Raw genomic sequence first — 19,627 nt, 5'->3', positions numbered from 1 at the left:
ACCACGGGGGAAACGGGGAGTCGGGGTGCTGGAAAGTTTCGAAAGTGTCGGATCACTGGCCGCAAGTCCATGGATCTACGGGCTGGTAGCCCTGTCGGTCCTGCTGGACGTGTTCCTGCCGGTGCTGCCCAGCGGCGTGCTGGTCATCATGGCCTCGACCGCGGCGGCCCTGCCCGCGACCGCTGCGGCGGCCGGCCGGGCCACCCAGGTCCCGGACATCCTGGCGCTCACGCTGTGCGCCGCCACCGCGTCCGTCCTGGGCGACCTGGTGGCCTACCGTCTCGCCTGGCACGGCGGGCTGGACCGCGCCCTCGCCCGTTCCCGGCGGCTGACCCTCGCGCAGGAACGTCTCGGCACGGCTCTCTCGCGCGGCGGCGGCGCCCTGGTCGTCCTCGCCCGCTTCGCCCCGGCCGGCCGCTCGGTGGTCTCCTTCTGCGCCGGAGCCGCACAGCGCCCGGCCCGTGACTTCCTGCCCTGGTCGGCGCTGGCCGGACTGTCCTGGGCCAGCTTCAGCGTCGCGCTCGGCTACTTCGGCGCGCAGTGGATGGGCGCGGGCTGGGTGGCGACGGGCGTGTCCCTCGCGGCACTGGCGGCGGTGGGCGCGGTGGCGACGTACCTGGTACGGCGCGAGCCCGCCTGAACAAGGCCGGTACGGCAGTCAATTCACCAACAACGGCGAAGTCCTGCCGCCGGCGGCGAATTCCGACGCACATAAACAAAGGCAAGGGAGTTCGGATATCCCTTGCCACTCTCAACATATAGCGCATGGGGGGCCTTGCGGCAAGGCCCCCCATATCCCGCACAATCGCTCATCCAACGCCAGTAGCTGCGGAAATGAGTGATTCGCGAAGTGAATGCCCCCTTGCTGCGCAGCGCGTTCGACCTTCCCGAGCGGCTCGCCGCCAAGGCCGATCCGACGCTGATCTCCGACGACGAACGGCACTTCGCTGCGATCGCGGAGAGCCTGAAAGAAACGATCGACGAACTGTCCGAGCGGCTGGCCGCCGAACTGCGGGCGCCCGGCGGCACCGGCCGCGCCGCGATGGACCGGGACGCGGAGGTGCACCGTCTCTCGGCCCGGCTGCGCGCCCTGCGCCGGTTCGGACTCGACCTGGTCCTCGGCCGCATCGTCACCGCCGACGACCCCGAACCCCTCTACATCGGCCGCTTCGGCCTCACCGACCGCACGGGCCGGCGGCTGCTCGTCGACTGGCGGTCCCCGGCCGCCGAGCCGTTCTTCGCCGCGACCCACGGCAACCCGCTGGGCCTGGTCAGCCGCCGCCGGTACCGGTGGACGAACGGGCTGGTCAGCGACTACTGGGACGAGGTCTTCACCACCGACGGACTGGAGGGGCACGCCGCCCTGGACGACCAGTCCGCCTTCATCGCGAGCCTCGGCACCAACCGCTCGGAGCGGATGCGCGACGTCCTCTCCACCATCCAGGCCGACCAGGACGCCATCATCCGCGCCTCCTCGCGCGGCGCCCTCGTGGTCGACGGCGGCCCCGGCACCGGCAAGACCGTCGTCGCCCTGCACCGCTCGGCCTACCTGCTCTACTCCGACCCCCGCGTCGGCCGCCAGCGCGGCGGACTGCTCTTCGTCGGCCCGCACCAGCCGTATCTGTCGTACGTCTCCGACGTCCTGCCCAGCCTCGGCGAGGAGGGCGTACAGACCTGCACCGTGCGCGACCTCGTCGCCGAGGGAGACGGGGCGCCGGAGGAGAGCGACCCGGAGGTCGCCCGCCTGAAGTCCTCCGCGGACATCGTCCAGGCGATCGAGAAGGCCGTCCGCTTCTACGAGGACCCGCCCACCGAACCCCTGACCGTCACCACCCCCTGGGCCGAGTTCCGGATCACCGCCCACGACTGGGCCGAAGCCTTCCAGGCGCCCGGCCCGAGCACCCCGCACAACGAGGCGCGCGAGCCGATCCGCGAGGAACTGGTCACGATGCTCATGGAACGGCTCGACCCCCTCGACGACGAGATCCCCCACGACCGGGTGCGCCGGACGCTGCTGCGCGACGAGGAGATCACCGAGGCCCTCGACCGGGCCTGGCCACTGATCGAGGCCGGCGACCTGGTCGGCGACCTCTGGTCGGTCCCGGCGTATCTGCGCCTGTGCGCACCCTGGCTGACGCCCGACGAGGTACGGCTGCTGCAGCGCAAGGACGCCCCGCAGGCGTGGACCGTCTCCGACCTGCCCCTGCTGGACGCGGCACGCCAGCGGCTCGGCGACCCGGCCGCGGCCCGCCGCCGACGCCGCGCACAGGCCGTGCTGGAGGCCCAGCGCGACCGTATGAACCAGGTGGTGGAGAACCTGATCGCCGCCGACCACAACCTCGACGGCCTGATGATCCAGCTGCGCCGGGCCGACTTCCAGCGCAACCTGGTCGACGAGTCCGAACTGCCCCCCGCCGACCCGGACCTGCTCGCCGGGCCGTTCGCGCACATCGTCGTCGACGAGGCGCAGGAACTGACCGACGCGGAGTGGCAGATGCTGCTGCTGCGCTGCCCGTCCCGCAGCTTCACCATCGTCGGGGACCGCGCCCAGGCCCGGCACGGCTTCACCGAGTCCTGGGAGGAGAGGCTGGCGCGGATCGGCCTCGACCGGGTCGAGGTGGCCTCCCTCAGCGTCAACTACCGCACCCCGGCGGAGGTGATGGCGGAGGCCGAGCCGGTCATCCGGGCGGCGCTGCCGGACGCGAACGTGCCGACCTCGATCCGCAGTTCGGGCATCCCGGTCCGGTATGCCCCGCGCACGGACCGGGACGCGATCATCGAGGAGTGGCTCGCCACGAACGCCGAGGGGATCGCCTGTGTGATCGGCGACCCGACCTTCCGGGCCCGACCCCGGGTCCGGTCACTGGCGCCGGAACTGTCGAAGGGGCTGGAGTTCGACCTGGTGGTCGTGGTCGACCCGGAAGGGTTCGGCGGGGGCATCGAGGGTGCGGTGGACCGCTATGTGGCGATGACCAGGGCGACGCAGCGGCTGGTGGTCCTGCGCTAGTCCGAGTCCTCCTCGGCGGGCGGGCGGGCGCGCTTGGCCCGCATCCGGGCCTCCACCCGGTCCTCGGGCGGGAGTTCCGACCAGAAGCGGTGCGTGCTGACGAACACCGCCAGCTCGTGCTCGCGGCGCCTGAGCTTCTCCACGGCTGCCTGCTCATCGGCGGTCCAGCCGGGGGAAGCGGGGCGCTCCACCTTCCGCCAGCCGTTGTCGTCACTGAAGCCGTCGAGCGGTTCCACCGACCAGGGCAGCCGCTTGAGCAGGGCCGACAGCTCGGCCCTGACCTGATGCAGCTCCTCCTGACCGGCGAGGAGGTCACTGGGAAAATCATAGGTCGTAGCCACGACCTCAATGGTACGCCTGTTCGATTTTTGGTCGCGAGTTGCTTCGCGGGGTTCATCCGAACGGGTGCGCGAGCGGAGGCGGGGGTTCCAAGCCGTGTGCGGGGGCCCCGGGCTGGACGCCGGGCCCAGAATGAACCCATGAGCCCGCACTGGACCTGGACCGCACGCCCGGAGACCACCGACGACATCGACGCCGTACGCGAGACCGTCCTCGCCGCGTTCGAAACACCCCTGGAAGCCGACCTGGTCGACACGCTGCGCACCGACGAGGCATGGATCGACGGCCTGTCGTACGTGACGACGGACGCCACCGGCACCCCCGTGGGCTACGCCCTCCTGACCCGCTGCCACATCGACGAGGTACCGACCCTGTGCCTGGCCCCGGTCGCCGTCCACCCCGCCCACCAGCGCACGGGCGCGGGAGGGACGGTGATCGAGGCGGCGCTGACCGCTGCGGCCCGCTTGGGCGAACGCTTCGTGACCGTCCTCGGCCACCCCGCCTACTACCCCCGCTTCGGCTTCACCCGAGCCTCGGCGCACGGCATCGGGGTCACCTTCGACGTCCCCGACGAGTCCCTGATGGCGCAAGCCCTGACGGAGGCCCCGCTGCCCTCCGGCACGATCCGGTACGCCAAACCCTTCGGAGTCTGAGATGCGCAGCGAAGCGAAGGACGTGGACAGCTACCTGGCGGAGCTGCCGGACGCCCGAAGGCCCGCCCTGACCCGCCTGCGGGACCTGTGCCGGGCCGAACTCCCGGCCCACACCGAGGTGATGGCGTACGGCATGCCGGTCTACACCCGCGACGGCGAACCGGAGATCGCCTTCGCGTCGCAGAAGCAGTACGTCTCCTTCTACCTGATGCGCGGCGACGTCCGGGACGCCTTCGCCGACCGCCTGGCCGACCAGGACATGGGCAAGGGCTGCCTGCGCTTCCGCAACCCCGACGCAGTGGACGAGACCCTGCTGCGGGACTTGCTACGGGCGACGGCGAAGGGCCCCGGCAAAACCGGCTGAGCCGCTAGCTGCCCAGTTCCGCGACCACCCGCGTGGCAACCGGCACGGAAATCCCATGCCGCTCGGCGGCCCGGAGCAGCGCCCCGCCGATGGCGTCGAGTTCGAGCGGCCGTCCGGCCTCCGCGTCCCGCTGCATGGAGGACTTGGTGCCGGCCGGGAAGGCGTCGTACCGCGCGAGGGCCTGCGCCGGATCCCCGGGCCCACCGCAGGCGCGGCTCACCGCGGCGGTCTCCTCGACGAGCGCGACGAGTTCGTCCCGGTGCCGGGTGCGGACGTCACCGAGAGGAAGCCCGTACCGGGTGGTGAGCAGCGCGAAGGGCGCGAGGAAGGACATCTTGGCCCAGAGGACGCCGACCTCGTCGTCGAGGACGCGAGTGACGGGCCCGGAGGCCCGGAGCACCTCCCCCAGCTCCTCAAGCCGCTCCCGCGCGACACGGTCCCCGGTCAGATCGACCTCGCAGAACGGACTCCCGTGCTCGATGACCCCGGGCGCGACCCGGGTGGACTCGACGCGGATGACGCCGGGCGCGACGAGCTCGTCCCGGTGACGGTCGCGCAGCACGGCAGGGTGCTCGACGCCGTTCAGGAACGGCACGAAAAGGGCGTCCCCGAGTACGTCGGCGGGCACGCGCCGGAGCGCGGCGTCGAGGGAGGTGTGCTTGACGCACACCAGACAGACGTCAACGGGTTCACGCAGCACCGTGTCGGCGTCCACGGAGGCGTTGAAGTCCCCGTAGACCCCACTGCGCACGGACACCCCCGACTCCCGCAGCACCCGCACGCTCTCCTCCCCCGCGAGACAGACCACACGATGCCCGGCACGGGAGAGCAGCCCGGCCAGGAGCCCCCCGATCCCACCGGGCCCGAGCACCGCGACACGAAGTACAGATCGACCGGTCATGACGGTTGATTCCTCCTCAACGGTCGGCCCCACGTTCGGGTGGCCGCCAGTCAAGGATCATGACAGACCCCGGTTGTCAGTGCCGCGAGTAAGACTGGACCCATGTGCCGAAGCATCAAGACCCTCCGCCCCCCGGCGTTGCCCGAGGAGGCCACGGAAGCCGACATCAGGGCGGCGGCCCTCCAGTACGTCCGCAAGGTCTCGGGCTTCAGAGCGCCCGCGGCCCACAACCAGGAGGTCTTCGACGAGGCGGTGGACGCCATCGCGGAAGCCACGGCCAGACTCCTCGCAGGCCTGGAAATCCGAGGCCAGACACCCCGCAAGGCGGACTAGGACACCACCTAGGCCCCGCTGTGCCGGGTGAGACAGGTGTACATCAGCTCACCCTCCCACCCCCCGACCTCGGCGAAGTTCACGACAGCCGCCCGCGAGGGCGCCGCGCACAGGGGCGCGTCCGTGGTGAAGGCCGGCGTCAGCCCGGTCGGATCGAAGGGCAGCAGGTCGTGGCACTGATACCCGGGAGCGTTCATCAACAGAATCGCCTCCCGCTCGGGCCCGGACGCACTCCCGGTGTACACGAGGCAGTACGAGGCCCCGGGGTCCCCACCGGTGGGCGGCGTCTGAATGACCCGAACCTGCTCCAGCCCACTGGGCGAGGGCTCGGCGAGAACGGAGGGCGGCGCCTCACTGGCAACAGCCGAGGACGAGGGCGAGGGCGAGGGCGAGGAGGACCCCCGGTCCTCTCCGAAGGACTGACTCGGCGAAGCACTGCCCCCCGGCCCTGCCTGCACCTCCACCTCACTCCCACGCCCCTGAAACAGAGCAACCCCGGCCCCTACGAGCCCACCCAGCACCCCGACCCCCACCACGACCGCCGCCCAGGGCCACCACCGGGCCCGCCGCGCCGGCAGCCGCACGACCGGGATGTTGTCGAGCGTGTCCCCATTGTGGAAGCGAGCAAGCGCCTCCTCCTCGTCCGGCCGAAGCGGACGCTGCGGCTTGTCGTCGGGCACAGGTTCCCCCCTGTAGAGCACGCCACGGAAAGACCAGCAGTATCCCGTGCCCAAACCACCCCTACGCCCCACCTGCCGGAACTGAGGACCACGCCCGAGGCGTCCGAGCCGGTGTGAAGGAAGAGACCAAAGCCCTCACCGGCTTCCTGGCAGCCGCCCTGGGCGCCGCAGCGGCCCTGCTCGCCTGGGCTCCACTGGCACGGGTCAACATCGAGGGCGGGTTCGAGGGGGAACGCCGGGACCTCAGCGTCCTGTACATCGACCTACCGCTCGTCGCCACGGGCGGCGCCCTGGTCCCCCTCACCTGCTGGCTGCTCACCCTGCGCTACTCCCGCCGCCCCTGGCTCGCCGCCCTCACCACGGCCACCGCAACCGCCCTGGGCATCTGGGCCCTGACCAACTGGTGGACCCCGCACCAGGCCCCTGACTTCACCGGCTGAAACGACGACGGCCCCCGGAGAAACTCCGAGGGCCGACGACCGGTGGGCGCGGACGGTTTCGAACCGCCGACATCCTGCTTGTAAGGCAGGCGCTCTACCCCTGAGCTACGCACCCGGGACAGGCCGTCAGCCTACATTGTCCCGCGCCCTGTGCCGCAATCCGGTATCCCGGGCGGACGGGACGTGGCACGCCAGGGGGGTTAACCCCACCCAAAAGTCGGGAGTGGGCCGGATGCCTGGTTGGGGGCCGGGTTCGTACGGTCGGAGGAGGTCTTGGGAGCTCTGTCGGGGAGGTCGTCGTGGGGCGTGGGCGGGTTGGGGTTGTGGGGGGTTTGGTGGCGTTGGTTGTTGCTGGGGTGGCGGGGTGTGCCTCTGCCGATGAGGACCGGGAGCCCGAGCGGCGGGTGTTCGGAGTGCAGGGGGCGAGGCTGGTCGTGGATTCCCGGGATTCCGCGTTGGAGGTTGTGGCGAGTGAGCGGGTTCCGGAGGGGGAGGTTCGGGTTACGCGGTGGTTCAAGGGGTCCGTTGCCGTTGGGGGTGAGCCCGAGGTCAGTTGGAGGATGAAGGACGATCGGCTCACCTTGCGGATGAAGTGTTCCGGGGTTTTCGCCGACTGTGCCGTCAAACATCTGGTCGAGGTGCCGCGGGGCCTCGCCGTGGAGGTCGAGGAGGGGGACGGGAGTGTGCGGGCCCGGGGGTTCCGGGACGCGCTGAGTGTGCGTACCGGTGACGGGGCCGTGCATGTCACCGACTCCACCGGGCCGCTGCGGCTGCGGTCGGGCGACGGGGCCGTGCGGGCCGAGGTCGATGCGACGGAGGTGCGGGCGCAGACCGGGGACGGGGCCCTGAAGATCGAGGTGGGGGTCGTGCCGAGGCTCGTGGAGGCGCGGAGCGGGGACGGGAGTGTGACCGTTGAGGTGCCCGATGGTGCTTATCGGGTGAGCGCCGATGCGGGGGACGGGGGCGTTGACGTGGACGTGCCTCGGGACTCCTCCAGTGCTCATGTCCTGCGTGCTCACGCCGGCGACGGGAAAGTCACGGTCCGAACCGCGAACTAACCGGCCCGTGTGTTCGTCATTAACCGGTGGGAGAATGACAGCGCCGGGCAGGGCGGACCACAGCACGGGAGAGGGATGTGACGGCGACACCATCGCAGTCGGACTCGCCGTTGGTGGTGCGTGCACATCGTGTGGTCGGGGACGCCGTGACCCTGCTCGCGTTGCCTCTTGTCGCCGCGCTCGTGTTGCCCGTCGCGTTCGCCGGGGGCGGTACGCGGCGCTGGTTCGGCGGGCGGGCGGAGAACCAGCGGGCGGAGGCGCAGGCCGCGAAGGATGCCGCGGCGGCCGCGTTCTACGAGCTGGACACCGCCCAGCGTGACCTGCGGATCTCGATAGAGACGATCACCGCTGTCGACGACTCCCCCGCCGCCCGGCGTGCCGTCGCCGATTTCGAGGCGATCAGCCGGCGTATCGACGAGGTCAGTCATCAGTACATCCAGGCCGTGGATGCCCATGACCTGGATCGGGACGATCTGGAGGCCTCGGCCGCGGCGCGGGCCCGGACCGAGCTGACCAGGGCCAAGGACGAGCTGGCCAACGTCAAGCGGGAGCTGGACCGGTTCGCGGACGGGCTCGGGCCGCTGCTCGGCAAGGCCGAGACGCAGCTCGCGCGGCTCGCGCCCGCCGTGGAGCGGGCCCGGCAGGGGCTGCTGGCGGCCTCCAACGCCCTGGACGGCGTACGGGCCTCGGGGCTGAAGGCCGACGACCTCGCCGCCCGGCTCGCGGCTCTGGCGCCGGAGCTGACCAAGCTGAACCAGGGTGCCGGTCAGCACGGTGTGCCGCAGACGCTGGAGCGTGCCGAGCGGGTCGCCCGGGAGGCCGGGGCGGTCCGGGCGGAGGCCGAGCGGCTGCCGGAGCGGGCCGCCGAGATCGATCACCGGCTGGTGTCGCTGCGGACCCGGGCGCAGGCCCTGACCACGCGTTCCGAGCAGGTCGAGCCGATTCTGAGCGAGCTGCGGCGGCGGTTCACGGTGGCGTGCTGGCAGGACCTTCAGGGGGTGCCCGAGCAGGCCGGGGAGAACGTGCGGCAGGCCGAGCTGAAGCTGAAGGAGGCGCAGGCCGCGCGGGACGAGCAGCGGTGGCCGGACGCGACGGCGTTGTTGTCGACGGTGAGGGCGCTGCTCAATTCCACCGATGAGTCCGTCTCCGCCGCCGGGGACCGGTTGCAGCGGCTGAACGCCGTGCAGAAGGATCCCGCCGCGGAGATCGACCGTACGCGGTTCGCGATCCGGGACGCCCAGCGGCTGGCCATGGCCGGGCGGAACACGCCGGATCCCCGGCACGCCCGGCCGCTGGACGACTCGGTGGCGCGTCTGGAGCGGGCGATGGGCACGCTGGAGGGGCGGCATCCCGACTACTGGCACTTCCTGACGGAGCTGGAGGCGGTCCGGGAGACCGTGGCGCGGGTCGTCGCACAGATACGGGAGGAGCGGGGGGCCTCGGGCGGCTGACCCGGTGGCCCGGCCCCGGTTAATCTGTGCGCATGCCTCGCTATGACTACCGGTGCCGGACCTGCGGTGACACGTTCGAAGTCAGCCGTCCCATGGCTCAGTCCTCCGACCCCGCGCAGTGCCCCGCGGGACATGACGACACGGTGAAGCTGCTGTCCACCGTCGCGGTGGGCGGTACGGCGAGCGCCCCCGCGCCCAAGGGTGGCGGCGGGGGCGGCTGCTGCGGTGGGGGTTGCTGCGGCTAGCAAGGGCCTCTAGCGCGGTGCGCGGCACTGCCGCAGGAACTCGCGCAGGATCCGCTCCCCCGCCAGCACTCCCCGCTCCGGCAGTGCGCTGACGCCCGGTGCCGTCCACTGGGCGTCGGCGAGTTCGCCGTGCCCGGGGCGCCAGCCCTTGTCCGCGGCGAGGAGGAGGTCGGCGTCGAGGAGGGAGTCGCCGGCGGCCAGGGTGAGGTCGGCGCCGGTGCGGCGGGACAGTTCGTGCAGGGCCGCGCTCTTGGTGAGCGGCTTGGGCACGGCGTAGATCTTGCGGCCCTGGAGGGAGACGGTCCAGCCGCGGTTCTCCGCCCAGACGGCCAGTTCCTTCACCCATTCCTCGGGCAGCAGTTCCCGTTCCACGACGAGGTAGGCGAAGAGGTCCTCGGCGACCCGGTGCTTGCGGACCCAGGCGGGGTCGGCGGTGGCCATCAGGTGGGCGCGGATCTCGTCGAGCGGCGCGCACTCCTCGGCGAGCCGGGCGGTGACCCGGGCCTGCCAGGAGGGGTCGGAGACGCCGTCCACCAGGATGTGGCCGCCGTTGGCGCAGATCGCGTAAGTGGGGGGCGGGCCGGGGAGGTTGATGCGCTGGTACTGCTTGCGGGTGCGGGTCGTGGTGGGCACGAACAGGGCGGTGTCGCCGAGTTCGGTGAGCAGGGCGGCTGCCGTCTCGGTCATGTACGACAGCGGCCTGCTCTCGTGCACCTCGACGCAGAGCAGCCGGGGTGCCCGCGCGTCCGGCATGGTGAGGGCGAGGGCCGCCGAGGAGTAGATGAGTGTGCGGTCCAGGTCGCTGGCCACCAGCACCGGCATCAGGCGTTCACCGCCTTGCCGTCGGCGCCCGTCGCGCCCCGCGTGTACTTGGGGTGGATCAAGCCCACGCAGGTGTACGGCAGTTCGGCGACCTCTTCCACCGGAACCCCTCTCTGTTCGGCCAGCAGGCGTACGTGGTCCAGGTCGGCGCCCGCGCCTGCGCGCGCAAGGATCTTCCACGGTACGCGACGCAGCAGTACCCGGGTGGTCTCGCCGACGCCGGGCTTCACGAGGTTCACGTCGTGGATGCCGTACTCCTCGCTGATGCGCTCGACTGCCGCCCAGCCCTCCCAGGTTGGGGCGCGGTCGGCGGACAGGAGGTCCTTGGCGAGGGCGTCGACGGCGTCGGAGACCTCGGTGAAGCGGGCGGTGACGGCGTCGAGGAAGGCGACGGAGACATCGGCGCCGGCGAGTTCGCGGTAGAACTTCGCGCCGTGGAAGTCGTTGGGACCGACCAGGTCGGCGCGCAGCACGGTGCGTGAAATCAGGCCGGACACGGTGGAGTTGAGGCAGGCGGAGGGGATCAGGTAGTCCTCGCGGGTGCCGTAGGTGCGCACGCAGGAGCCGGGGTCGGCGAGGACGGCGATCTCGGGGTCGAAGCCGGTGATGCCTTCGGCGGCCTCGAACTCCTCGATGGCGGCGGTGAGTTCGCGGGTGATGGCGCCCTTGCCGGTCCAGCCGTCGACGAAGACGACGTCGCTGGGGTCGTGGTGGGCGGCGAGCCAGCGCAGGGCGTTGGCGTCGATGCCGCGGCCGCGGACGATGGAGACGGCGTAGTGCGGCAGGTCCAGGCCGTGGCGGTGCTGGGCCCAGCGGCGCATGAGGACGCCGACGGGGGTTCCGGCGCGGGCGAGGGAGACCAGGACCGGGCGGGGTGAGCGTTCGGCGAGGACGACCTCGGTGACCGCGCCGACGGCCTGGGCGAGGCGGGCCGCGGACTGCTCCAGCGCGGCCTGGAAGAGCTGCTGGTACTGCTCGCTGGGCTGGTACTCCACGGGCAGTGATTCGGCGTAGTGGGCGCCGCCGCTCTGGATGGCCTCCTCGCGCTCCTCGGTGGGCGCCTCCAGGGTGACGTCGGAGAGGTCCTGGAGGAGCCAGCCGACCTCCTCGGGGGCGTACGAGGAGAAGGCGGGGCCGCGCAGGGGCTCGGGCAGCATCGAGGGCCTTTCGGGTACGTACGAGGGGACCACCACGAGGAGGACCTGCGCGGTGTGGGCCCGGAGCCGGGCGAGCAGGCCGTCGGGGGCGTGCAGTTCGGGGGTGTCGGCGGCGGAGTCGACGACGACCACGACGGTGTCGAAGCCGGCTCCGGCGACGTTGTAGGCGTAGCGGTCGCCGGGGCCGTCGGCGGGGTTGTCGTGGGCGGGGAAGACCAGGCGGGTGCGGATGGCGTAGCCGGGGTCGTCGACGGCGAGGACCGGGGAGCGGGTGGTGGTGGAGTAGCGGATCTCCGCTTCGGTGATCTGCTCCAGTTCGCGGGCCAGGCGCAGGGGGGCGTACATCAGCTCTTCGAAGCCGAGGACGTGGACGCGGCGGGCGTCCTCGGGGAGGGCTTCGGCGAGGCGGGCGGCCATGGCGGGCAGGGCGTTCTCCAGGCGTATTCGGTGGGCCTGGGTGAAGCCGTGGCGTCCGCCGTCGGGGAGGCCGTGCGGCCAGTGCAGGTCGACGCGGCGCACGGCGGCGGGCCGGTGCCCGGTCGGCGCGGGCTCGTGGGGTCGCTCGTGCTGGGCGACGAGGGCCTGGCCCTTGTCCAGCACGCCGTCAGGCAGGGTGACGGTTCCGGAGGCGGCGGCGACGAGGTCGACGCGGGCGCCTATCTCCCGTGCGAAGGCCTCCAGGCGCCGGGTGTCCTGGGGCGAGCGCATGTCGACCAGGGCGACGACGACGTACCGGCGCCTGGGGTAGCGCTCGTGGAGGTCGCGGATGGTGTTGAGGACGGTGTTGCCGGTGGAGAACTCGTCGTCGACGAGGACGAGGGGGCCGTCGCCGAGCAGGAGGGTGGGGTCCTCGGGGAGCAGCAGGTGCGAGGTGGCGTGGCTGTGGGACTCCTCGAAGCCGCCCGCGGGGGCGACTCCGGGGACCGGGCGGCGGGTGGAGTGCAGGTAGGGCGCGGAGCCGACGCCGTCGGCGACGGAGTGGCCGAGTCCGGTGGCGGTCTCCGCGTAGCCGAGGACGACCGCCCGCTCGGCCTGGTCGGCGCCCAGCAGTTCCCGTACCTGGCGGCCGAGGGTGAAGCCGTGGCCGTAGACGACGGTGGGTGACTGCGGGATGTGTTTGCCCAGTACGTGGGAGACGAGGAGGTGGGCCCGCTTGGGGTTGCGGCGCAGGGCCAGCCCGAGCAGGTCCTTGAGGGTGTCGTCGCCCTCCAGTTCGACGCCGAGCCGCTGGGCGACCCAGGTGCCGGACCAGACCCCGTTGTTCACTGCCTTGTTCATGCGTCCCTTGGTTGTCGGTGGTCAGCCGGGGATTCCGGCGGCGAGCAGCTCCACGAAGCCCACGTCCTCGTTGGCCACTCCGAAGACCTCGGCGCGCAGCATGGTCCGCTCGGCCCAGGCGCGGTGCGGCTTCACCTCGTTCATCTTGTTCGTGTACTGCGAGCGCAGCACGCCTCCGCCGCCGCTCTCGGGGCGCAGGATGTCCTGGGCGTCGCTGAACTCCTCGTGGCTGACGACGGAGAGCGCGTGCACGGGCAGGACGTGGGAGGGGTGGATGCAGGTCTTGCCGGTGAGGCCGTTGGCCTGGTCGAGGGCGATCTCGCGGAGCAGTCCGTCCATGGCGTGCTCGATGAGGGCCTCGCGCAGTTGTTCGGCCTGGCCCTCCAGGAAGGGGCTGCGGCGCAGCTGGGGCTTGAACATACGTTCCTGCACGCGGAAGTACTCCCACACCGGGCCGGTGACGGTGAAGCCGGTGCCGTCGGCGCGGCCGAGCATGTTGACCACGTCGGCGATGACGGAGGCGACGATCTGGACGTCGTACGCCGTCATGTCGGGAGCCCGGCGCAGACCGTAGCTGGAGCAGAAGTCGGTCACGCCGAGGCGCAGCGCGAGCACCTTCTCACGATACTTGTCGACCGCCCGGAAGATCCCTTCCAGGGTGTCCACGCGGGACTCGCGGAAGAGCAGCTCGGGGGATTCCAGCACGGGCATGGCGAACAGGCGCCGCCCGCTCATGGCCTCGGCGCTCGCGAGGGCCTCCAGGAAGGGGATGCCGCGTTCCTCGGTGAACTTGGGCAGCACGAAGCCGGAGAGCAGGGCGACGGTGGGGCCGAGTCGGTGGGCGAGGTCGGGGATCTGCTCGGGGGTGCGAACCCGGATGAACAGCAGCGGCAGGGCGGACCGGTCACCGGCGGCGAGGTCGGCGAACTGGTGTACGAGGTTTTCCTCGCCCGCGGCCACGTCCTCGTCGCCGATGGAGTCCTCCAGGCACAGCACCATCGACACGACACCGCGCGCGGCCTGCTTGCGGACGTCGTCCGCGAGCCGGGGCCGGGTGGCCGGACTGTACAGGGTGGCCCCCAGGGCGGCGGCGAGCAGCCGGGCGGGCGAGTCCGCGTCGAACTCGCACGGCTGCTGATGGAAGAGGCGGCGCCGCACCTCAGGGGCGATGTGCCCGAAATGACGCATAAAACTCCCCCGTGGTGGCTGAGCGACCCCTGTGAACCGTTCGCAGGTGGCCGGTAATAGTACGTAGATACCTCTGTCAGGGGTTCCCGCCGGGCATGAATTTCTGGTAACGCGGTTGTGGACACGGTCAGCTGATCATGTACCCCCGCGTTGTCGTGATCACTACCGAGAGGGCAGGATGACCGCATGACGCACGCGATGCTGAAGGGGTCGAACGTCCCGCTCGAAGCCACGACTGTACGTGCCGTGCTCCGGTGGACGCCCGGGCAGGGGGTCCCGGATGTCGACGCCTCGGCGCTGCTCCTCGGCCCCGACGGTCGGGTGCGCTCCGACGAGGACTTCGTCTTCTACAACCAGCCCCGACACCCCTCCGGGAAGGTCTGGCGGCTCGGCAAGAAACGGCTGGCCGAGGGCCTCACCGACACGATCCAGACAGACCTCGCGGGTGTCGAGCCCGACGTCAGCCAGATTTACCTGGTCGCATCGGCGGACGGCGCGACCTTCGACCTCGTACGGTCACTGCGCATCCTGCTGTACGACGCGTCCGTCGCCGACGGCGAACCGCTGCTGTACTTCGACATCAAGCCGGAGACGGGCCAGGAGACCGCGCTGATCTGCGGCGAGCTGTACCGCCGCGGGGATGCCTGGAAGTTCCGCGCCCTGGGCGAGGGCTACTCCAACGGCCTGAAGGGCCTGGCCACGGACTTCGGCATCTCGGTGGACGAGTCGGAGGAGGCGGCCCCCGCCGCGCCCGAGGAGCCCGCGGAGGAGCCGAAGTCCCAGCCGCTGCCGCCGGAGCAGCCCACCACCGTGGTCCCCCCGCAGCCGGCGTACGGCTACCCGCAGACTCCGCAGGCCCCGCCGCCCACGACCCAGCCCGCCTACGGCTACCCCCAGCCCACCGGCCGGCCCGCCCCGGGCGGCTACGGCTACCCGCCCGCCCCGGCACCGGCTCCGGTCCCGGCGGGCGAGTTCCGCCTGCCCCCGCAGGGACCGCAGTTCATCGGCCGGTGACCGGAGTCGGACGAGGGCGGGTCAGCGGTCCGCCTTCGTCTTGTAGCCGCGGCCCCACTGCAGGCCCCAGCCGTACAGCCGGTCCAGCTCGGCCTGGAAGCCGTAGACGAACTTGACCTCCCGGCGGACGATCAGTTCGCCCTTGACGTTCTCGATCATCACCACCGCGCAGGAGCGGGCCAGGGGATGGCGTTCGTCGAGGCCGATCTCGATACGCGGGCCGTTGCTCGGGAAGAGCGTGACCGTGGCCTGGGTGCGGTCGAAGGCCGGGGTCTGGTCGTAGATGTAGACGAAGACCAGCAGCCGCTTGATGTTCTCGCGCTGGTCGAGGTTGACGTACATCGTCTCGCCGGACGCCGAGCCGAACCGGTCGTCGCCGCTGAGCTTGACGTACGGCGGTGCGTTCACGTCGCCGAGCAGGCCGCCCAGCGGCTGGACGACGCCCTTGGTGCCGTCGGTCAGCTCGTACAGGCATCCCAGGTCCAGGTCGACGTTGACCATGCTCTGGCTGTGCGCGACGACCTCCGGGGGCTTGAGCGCCTTGAACGGATGCCGCAGCAGGCTCTCCCGCTGCGGCCCGCCTATGTCGGAGCTGCGCATCCGCCAGTTCAGATTGATCCGCAGATGACCGGTGGCCGCGTCCTGCTTGGTCAGCGAGACCTGACCGTGCCGCTTGGTCAGCTCGATCGCGTTGCTCGACGCACTTCCCGAGTCGAACTGCGGGCTGCGCCCACGCCACAGCAGCCCGTCCAACAAGCCCATTCCCGCCCCCACACGCCGGTCAAGCAAGGAGAACGGGGCGGCCGGAGACCGGCCGCCCCGTCAAGAAGCGTTCCTCATACCCAGTGGTGTCACACCCCGGACGAGACCTCAGTCCTGTCCGAGGCCTCCGCTTTTCCCTCGGCCGCCGCGAGCGCCCGGTTGCGCCGCACCGAGGACCAGAAGGACCAGGCGATCAGAATGACACCGATGGAACCGGTGATCAGCTCGCTGATCTGGTACTGGATGGTGACCAGCAGGATCACGGCCAGGGCGCCGATGGCGTAGTGCGCGCCGTGCTCCAGGTAGACGTAGTCGTCGAGGGTGCCCTGGCGGACCAGGTAGACCGTGAGCGAACGGACGTACATCGCGCCGATGCCCAGACCCAGCGCCATCAGCACGATGTCGTTGGTGATGGCGAAGGCGCCGATCACGCCGTCGAAGGAGAAGGACGCGTCCAGGACCTCAAGGTAGAGGAACATGAAGAACGCGGCCTTGCCGGCGAGGGCGACCGCCGAGCGCGGCTTGCCCGTGCGCGCGGCCTCCTCTTCCTCCTCGTGCTCGCGCTCCTCCTCTTCCTCCAGCTTGTCCTCGAAGTAGCCGGAGAGACCGCCGACCACCATGTAGGTGATCAGACCGCCGATGCCGGAGAGCAGAACCGTCTCTGCCTTGTCCGCGCTGCCCGCGTGCAGATGCGCGTGGGTCGCGAAGGTCATGGCGGTGATGAGCAGGACCACCAGCGCCACACAGACCGACAGCATGTCGATCTTGCCGAGCTTGGCCAGCGGCCGCTCCAGCCAGGCGAGCCACTTGATGTCCCGGTCCTCGAAGATGAAGTCCAGGAAGATCATCAGCAGGAACATACCGCCGAAGGCGGCGATCGCCGGGTGGGCGTCCGTGACGAGCTGCTCGTAACGGTCCTTGTCGGTCAGCGCCAGGTCGACGGCCTCGATGGGGCCCATCGAGGCGCTGATGGCGACGATGACGACGGGGAAGACCAGCCGCATACCGAAGACGGCGATCAGGATGCCCACGGTGAGGAAGATCTTCTGCCAGAAGGCATTCATCTTCTTCAGGATCCCGGCGTTGACCACCGCGTTGTCGAAGGACAGCGAGATCTCAAGGACGGAGAGGATCGCCACGATGCCGAAAGCGGTCCACCCCCCGAAGAGGACCGCTGCGACGAGGCCGAGCGCGGTGACCGCGAACGACCAGCCGAAGGTTTTCAGAACCACTGGCTACCCAATCCTGTATGTACGGGTCTCCCCCGTGCCGTACTCGGCTTTACGAACTTTTGAAGCCGCAGTGTAGTCGTCAGTCCCTCGTACCCCAGAGGCCCCCGACTTTTGCTCATAACGCGTTACAAGCGTTATGAGACGTTGACCCCGAAGTCCAGGGCGATTCCCCGCAGACCGGACGCGTACCCCTGGCCGACCGCCCTGAACTTCCACTCGCCCTGGTACCGGTAGAGCTCGCCGAAGATCATCGCCGTCTCGGTGGAGGCGTCCTCGCTGAGGTCGTAGCGGGCGAGTTCCTGGCCGTCGGCCTGGTTCACGACGCGGATGAACGCGTTGCTGACCTGTCCGAAGGTCTGGCCGCGCTCGTCGGCCATATGGATCGAGACCGGGAAGACGATCTTGTCGCACTGGGCGGGCACCTTGACCAGGTCGATCAGCAGCGACTCGTCGTCGCCGTCGCCCTCACCGGTGAGGTTGTCACCGGTGTGCTCCACGGAGCCGTCCGGGCTCTTGAGCTGGTTGTAGAAGATGAACCACTCGTCCCCCATCACCCGTCCGCCGCTGCACATCAGCGCGCTGGCGTCCAGGTCGAACGGGGCTCCGGTGGTCGAGCGCGCGTCCCAGCCGAGCCCGACCATCACCTGGGTGAGGTTCGGTGCGGCCTTGGACAGGGAGACATTGCCCCCCTTGGCGAGCGTGACGCCCATGATGCTGGTCCTCCCCAGGTCAAGCTTCTTTGGTTGTTTCCCTGCACGTCCGGCGCCGCACGCAAACCGTGCGGCGCCGGGCGATTGAAGCGCGGGTGGTGACGCGGCTCAGACGTTCACGCCGAAGTCCTGCGCGATGCCGCGCAGGCCGGAGGCGTAGCCCTGGCCGATGGCGCGGAACTTCCACTCCGCACCGTGCCGGTAGAGCTCACCGAAGACCATCGCGGTCTCGGTGGAGGCGTCCTCGCTGAGGTCGTAGCGCGCGATCTCGGCGCCACCGGCCTGGTTCACCACGCGGATGAACGCGTTGCGGACCTGGCCGAAGGACTGCTGACGGTTCTCGGCGTCGTAGATCGACACCGGGAAGGTGATCTTCTCGACGTCGGCCGGGACGGCGGCGAGGTTGACCTTGATCTGCTCGTCGTCGCCCTCGCCCTCACCGGTGAGGTTGTCACCGGTGTGCTCCACGGAGCCGTCCGGGCTCTTGAGGTTGTTGAAGAAGACGAAGTGCGCGTCGCTGGCGACCTTGCCGGAGCTGTTCAGCAGCAGCGCGCTGGCGTCCAGGTCGAAGTCCGTACCGGTCGTGGTGCGGACGTCCCAGCCCAGACCGACGATGACCGCGGTCAGGCCGGGGGCCTCCTTGGTCAGCGATACGTTGCCGCCCTTGCTGAGGCTGACTCCCACGAGTCCTCCATTGGTGTTCAGGGGCGGGGAGCCCCGCCGTGCGTGTGATATCGGATCAACGTGTCGATCCTAGTGAGGGGTTCCCGCGACCCGCAGGCCCTGGAACCGAAGAATCACAGGGTGTCGAGCGCCTTGACGTACTCGTTCAGGTCACGGGCGTCCGGGAGGGCGTTGACGACGGTCCAGCGGACGATGCCCTCCTTGTCGATGACGAAGGTGCCGCGGACCGCGCAGCCCTTGTCCTCGGCGAAGACGCCGTAGGCGCGGGAGACCTCACCGTGCGGCCAGAAGTCGCTCAGCAGGGGGTAGTCGAGGCCCTCCTGCTCGGCGAAGACGCGCAGGGTGTGGATGGAGTCGTTGGAGACGGCGAGCAGCTGGGTGTCGCGGTCGGTGAACTTCGGCAGGTTGTCCCGCAGCTCGCACAGCTCGCCGGTGCACACGCCGGTGAAGGCGAACGGGTAGAAGAGCAGCACGACGTTCTTGTCGCCGCGGAAGTCGGACAGCTTCACGGTCCGGCCGTGGTTGTCCTTGAGCTCGAAGTCGGGGGCTTTGTCGCCGACCTGGATGGCCATCTGCGGCTGGTCCCTTCGGTGAGGCTGTTCGGGTGGTCGTAGCCCACCCTACGCAGAGATCACCGAGGGACCGCGGACGGACCGACCGGAGCCGGCCCGTCCGGTGTGCCGGGGACAGACCCCAGGGGTTACTTCTTGCCGGACTTCGCCGCCTTCGGCGTCACCAGCCGGCTGCCGCTCCAGTCCTTGCCGACGCTGACGCTCTTGGACGCGGACAGTCCGGCCGTGGTGGCGGCTTCGGAGATGTCGCTCGGCTCGACGTAGCCGTCACGTCCGGTCTTCGGCGTCAGCAGCAGGATCGAGCCGCCTTCCTCGATGTACGTGATGGCGTCCACCAGCGCATCCGTCAGGTCGCCGTCCTCGTCGCGGAACCACAGCACCACGGCATCGGCGACGTCGTCGTAGTCCTCGTCCACGAGGTCACTGCCGATGACCTCCTCAATGGCCTCGCGGAGTTCCTGGTCTACGTCTTCGTCGTAGCCGATCTCCTGGACCACCTGCTCGGGCTGGAACCCCAGCCTTGCGGCAGGGTTCGTCCGCTCCTCCGCGTGGTCCGCGGTCGCGCTCACGGGTTGCCTCCAGATCATGTCTTCGGGAATAACTCAGCCACGCGCGTGCGCGAAGCATTGGCCGTAGTCCACACGGGCGGGACGGATCGCGCAAGTACCCGGCCGTGCGGACCGCCGAAACGGTGACGTTCCGTGCCGTGTCACCCCAACCAGCGTCATCGCGCCACA

23 protein-coding genes and 1 tRNA gene are annotated in these 19,627 nt (G+C 70.3%); 11 read left to right on the top strand and 13 right to left on the bottom strand.

Annotation, left to right across the window (positions count from 1 at the left end; all coding sequences use genetic code 11):
- The first annotated feature begins 25 nt into the window (after positions 1 to 25).
- On the top strand, positions 26 to 640 hold the full coding sequence (locus GA0115233_RS11680) for a DedA family protein (protein WP_093720110.1): 615 nt from the start codon (positions 26 to 28) through the stop codon (positions 638 to 640).
- A 210-nt stretch (positions 641 to 850) separates the two neighbouring features.
- A complete protein-coding gene (gene helR / locus GA0115233_RS11675; RefSeq protein WP_255310148.1) occupies positions 851 to 3,007 on the top strand; it encodes an RNA polymerase recycling motor ATPase HelR in 2,157 nt (718 codons plus the stop codon).
- Here the strand turns inward: helR and GA0115233_RS11670 are convergent.
- Entirely contained in the window at positions 3,004 to 3,348 is a 345-nt protein-coding gene (locus tag GA0115233_RS11670; RefSeq protein WP_093720108.1) for a hypothetical protein, read from the bottom strand. The two genes, helR and GA0115233_RS11670, sit on opposite strands and share 4 nt — an antisense overlap.
- A 138-nt stretch (positions 3,349 to 3,486) precedes the next feature.
- Between GA0115233_RS11670 and GA0115233_RS11665 the strand changes: the two genes are divergently transcribed.
- Both GA0115233_RS11665 and GA0115233_RS11660 read left to right on the top strand, forming a co-directional pair.
- Positions 3,487 to 3,999 carry a GNAT family N-acetyltransferase gene (locus tag GA0115233_RS11665; RefSeq protein ID WP_093720107.1) on the top strand — a complete coding sequence of 171 codons (513 nt, stop codon included), beginning with the start codon at positions 3,487 to 3,489 and terminating at the stop codon, positions 3,997 to 3,999.
- Position 4,000: 1 nt separating this feature from the next.
- Positions 4,001 to 4,363, top strand: a complete 363-nt coding sequence (locus tag GA0115233_RS11660) for an iron chaperone (protein WP_093720106.1) — start codon at positions 4,001 to 4,003, stop codon at positions 4,361 to 4,363.
- Between the two features lie 4 nt (positions 4,364 to 4,367).
- Here GA0115233_RS11660 and GA0115233_RS11655 read toward each other — a convergent pair whose 3' ends face one another.
- The gene (locus tag GA0115233_RS11655) at positions 4,368 to 5,264 is read right to left on the bottom strand and encodes a ketopantoate reductase family protein (protein WP_093720105.1); all 897 of its coding nucleotides are present in this window, start codon (positions 5,262 to 5,264) and stop codon (positions 4,368 to 4,370) included.
- 102 nt (positions 5,265 to 5,366) lie between these two features.
- On the opposite strand from GA0115233_RS11655, the gene GA0115233_RS11650 reads away from it, so the two are divergent.
- Positions 5,367 to 5,597, top strand: a complete 231-nt coding sequence (locus GA0115233_RS11650; protein WP_093720104.1) for a DUF2277 domain-containing protein — start codon at positions 5,367 to 5,369, stop codon at positions 5,595 to 5,597.
- Positions 5,598 to 5,605: 8 nt separating this feature from the next.
- On the opposite strand, the gene GA0115233_RS40595 is transcribed toward GA0115233_RS11650, so the two are convergent.
- The gene (locus tag GA0115233_RS40595) at positions 5,606 to 5,794 is read right to left on the bottom strand and encodes a hypothetical protein (protein WP_141689502.1); all 189 of its coding nucleotides are present in this window, start codon (positions 5,792 to 5,794) and stop codon (positions 5,606 to 5,608) included.
- 94 nt (positions 5,795 to 5,888) lie between these two features.
- Here GA0115233_RS40595 and GA0115233_RS41690 point away from each other — a divergent pair, with 94 nt between their 5' ends.
- Together GA0115233_RS41690 and GA0115233_RS11640 are read left to right on the top strand one after the other, a co-directional pair.
- Positions 5,889 to 6,020: a hypothetical protein gene (locus GA0115233_RS41690; RefSeq protein ID WP_255310147.1), complete on the top strand. Its 132-nt coding sequence runs from the start codon at positions 5,889 to 5,891 to the stop codon at positions 6,018 to 6,020.
- Positions 6,021 to 6,390: 370 nt separating this feature from the next.
- Positions 6,391 to 6,717: a hypothetical protein gene (locus tag GA0115233_RS11640; RefSeq protein ID WP_093720102.1), complete on the top strand. Its 327-nt coding sequence runs from the start codon at positions 6,391 to 6,393 to the stop codon at positions 6,715 to 6,717.
- Between the two features lie 43 nt (positions 6,718 to 6,760).
- Here GA0115233_RS11640 and GA0115233_RS11635 read toward each other — a convergent pair.
- Positions 6,761 to 6,832 (bottom strand) — tRNA-Val (locus GA0115233_RS11635).
- A gap of 220 nt (positions 6,833 to 7,052) precedes the next feature.
- Between GA0115233_RS11635 and GA0115233_RS11630 the strand changes: the two genes are divergently transcribed.
- The 3 genes from GA0115233_RS11630 (at position 7,053) to GA0115233_RS11620 (ending at position 9,471) form a co-directional block, all read left to right on the top strand.
- Complete coding sequence (locus tag GA0115233_RS11630; RefSeq protein ID WP_255310146.1) at positions 7,053 to 7,775, top strand: DUF4097 family beta strand repeat-containing protein; 723 nt, start codon at positions 7,053 to 7,055, stop codon at positions 7,773 to 7,775.
- A 77-nt stretch (positions 7,776 to 7,852) separates the two neighbouring features.
- Positions 7,853 to 9,226, top strand: coding sequence for a hypothetical protein (locus tag GA0115233_RS11625; RefSeq protein ID WP_093720100.1), 1,374 nt, complete (start codon positions 7,853 to 7,855; stop codon positions 9,224 to 9,226).
- A gap of 32 nt (positions 9,227 to 9,258) precedes the next feature.
- Complete coding sequence (locus GA0115233_RS11620) at positions 9,259 to 9,471, top strand: FmdB family zinc ribbon protein (protein ID WP_093720099.1); 213 nt, start codon at positions 9,259 to 9,261, stop codon at positions 9,469 to 9,471.
- 9 nt (positions 9,472 to 9,480) lie between these two features.
- Here the strand turns inward: GA0115233_RS11620 and GA0115233_RS11615 are convergent, their stop codons facing one another.
- Genes GA0115233_RS11615 through GA0115233_RS11605 form a run of 3 tightly spaced genes read right to left on the bottom strand, consistent with a single transcriptional unit; the run spans position 9,481 to position 13,916 of the window.
- Entirely contained in the window at positions 9,481 to 10,293 is an 813-nt protein-coding gene (locus GA0115233_RS11615; RefSeq protein WP_093720098.1) for an HAD family hydrolase, read from the bottom strand.
- Positions 10,293 to 12,728 (bottom strand): phosphoribosyltransferase, encoded by a 2,436-nt coding sequence (locus GA0115233_RS11610; RefSeq protein ID WP_093720097.1) that lies wholly within the window; start codon positions 12,726 to 12,728, stop codon positions 10,293 to 10,295. The genes GA0115233_RS11615 and GA0115233_RS11610 overlap by 1 nt, the downstream gene beginning before the upstream one ends.
- A 21-nt stretch (positions 12,729 to 12,749) precedes the next feature.
- The gene (locus GA0115233_RS11605) at positions 12,750 to 13,916 is read right to left on the bottom strand and encodes an HpcH/HpaI aldolase/citrate lyase family protein (RefSeq protein ID WP_093720096.1); all 1,167 of its coding nucleotides are present in this window, start codon (positions 13,914 to 13,916) and stop codon (positions 12,750 to 12,752) included.
- 186 nt (positions 13,917 to 14,102) lie between these two features.
- Between GA0115233_RS11605 and GA0115233_RS11600 the strand changes: the two genes are divergently transcribed.
- Positions 14,103 to 14,930, top strand: a complete 828-nt coding sequence (locus tag GA0115233_RS11600; RefSeq protein ID WP_093720095.1) for a TerD family protein — start codon at positions 14,103 to 14,105, stop codon at positions 14,928 to 14,930.
- 21 nt (positions 14,931 to 14,951) lie between these two features.
- On the opposite strand, the gene GA0115233_RS11595 is transcribed toward GA0115233_RS11600, so the two are convergent.
- The 6 genes from GA0115233_RS11595 to GA0115233_RS11570 all read right to left on the bottom strand — a co-directional run bounded on the left by GA0115233_RS11595 (position 14,952) and on the right by GA0115233_RS11570 (position 19,459).
- Positions 14,952 to 15,692, bottom strand: coding sequence for a TerD family protein (locus GA0115233_RS11595; RefSeq protein WP_093720094.1), 741 nt, complete (start codon positions 15,690 to 15,692; stop codon positions 14,952 to 14,954).
- 89 nt (positions 15,693 to 15,781) lie between these two features.
- A complete protein-coding gene (locus tag GA0115233_RS11590; protein ID WP_093720093.1) occupies positions 15,782 to 16,924 on the bottom strand; it encodes a DUF475 domain-containing protein in 1,143 nt (380 codons plus the stop codon).
- A gap of 134 nt (positions 16,925 to 17,058) precedes the next feature.
- On the bottom strand, positions 17,059 to 17,634 hold the full coding sequence (locus tag GA0115233_RS11585) for a TerD family protein (protein ID WP_093720092.1): 576 nt from the start codon (positions 17,632 to 17,634) through the stop codon (positions 17,059 to 17,061).
- 108 nt (positions 17,635 to 17,742) lie between these two features.
- Complete coding sequence (locus GA0115233_RS11580) at positions 17,743 to 18,318, bottom strand: calcium homeostasis/redox stress adaptation protein (RefSeq protein WP_093720091.1); 576 nt, start codon at positions 18,316 to 18,318, stop codon at positions 17,743 to 17,745.
- Between the two features lie 113 nt (positions 18,319 to 18,431).
- Positions 18,432 to 18,890, bottom strand: coding sequence for a peroxiredoxin (locus GA0115233_RS11575; protein WP_093720090.1), 459 nt, complete (start codon positions 18,888 to 18,890; stop codon positions 18,432 to 18,434).
- 128 nt (positions 18,891 to 19,018) lie between these two features.
- Positions 19,019 to 19,459: a DUF3052 domain-containing protein gene (locus GA0115233_RS11570; protein WP_176711738.1), complete on the bottom strand. Its 441-nt coding sequence runs from the start codon at positions 19,457 to 19,459 to the stop codon at positions 19,019 to 19,021.
- Between the last annotated feature and the right edge of the window lie 168 nt (positions 19,460 to 19,627).

The sequence above is a fragment of the Streptomyces sp. DI166 genome (assembly GCF_900091315.1).
GTDB lineage: Bacteria > Actinomycetota > Actinomycetes > Streptomycetales > Streptomycetaceae > Streptomyces > Streptomyces fuscus.
Note: the sequence above shows the minus strand (reverse complement) of the source record. Positions and strands in the feature narration are given on the sequence as shown.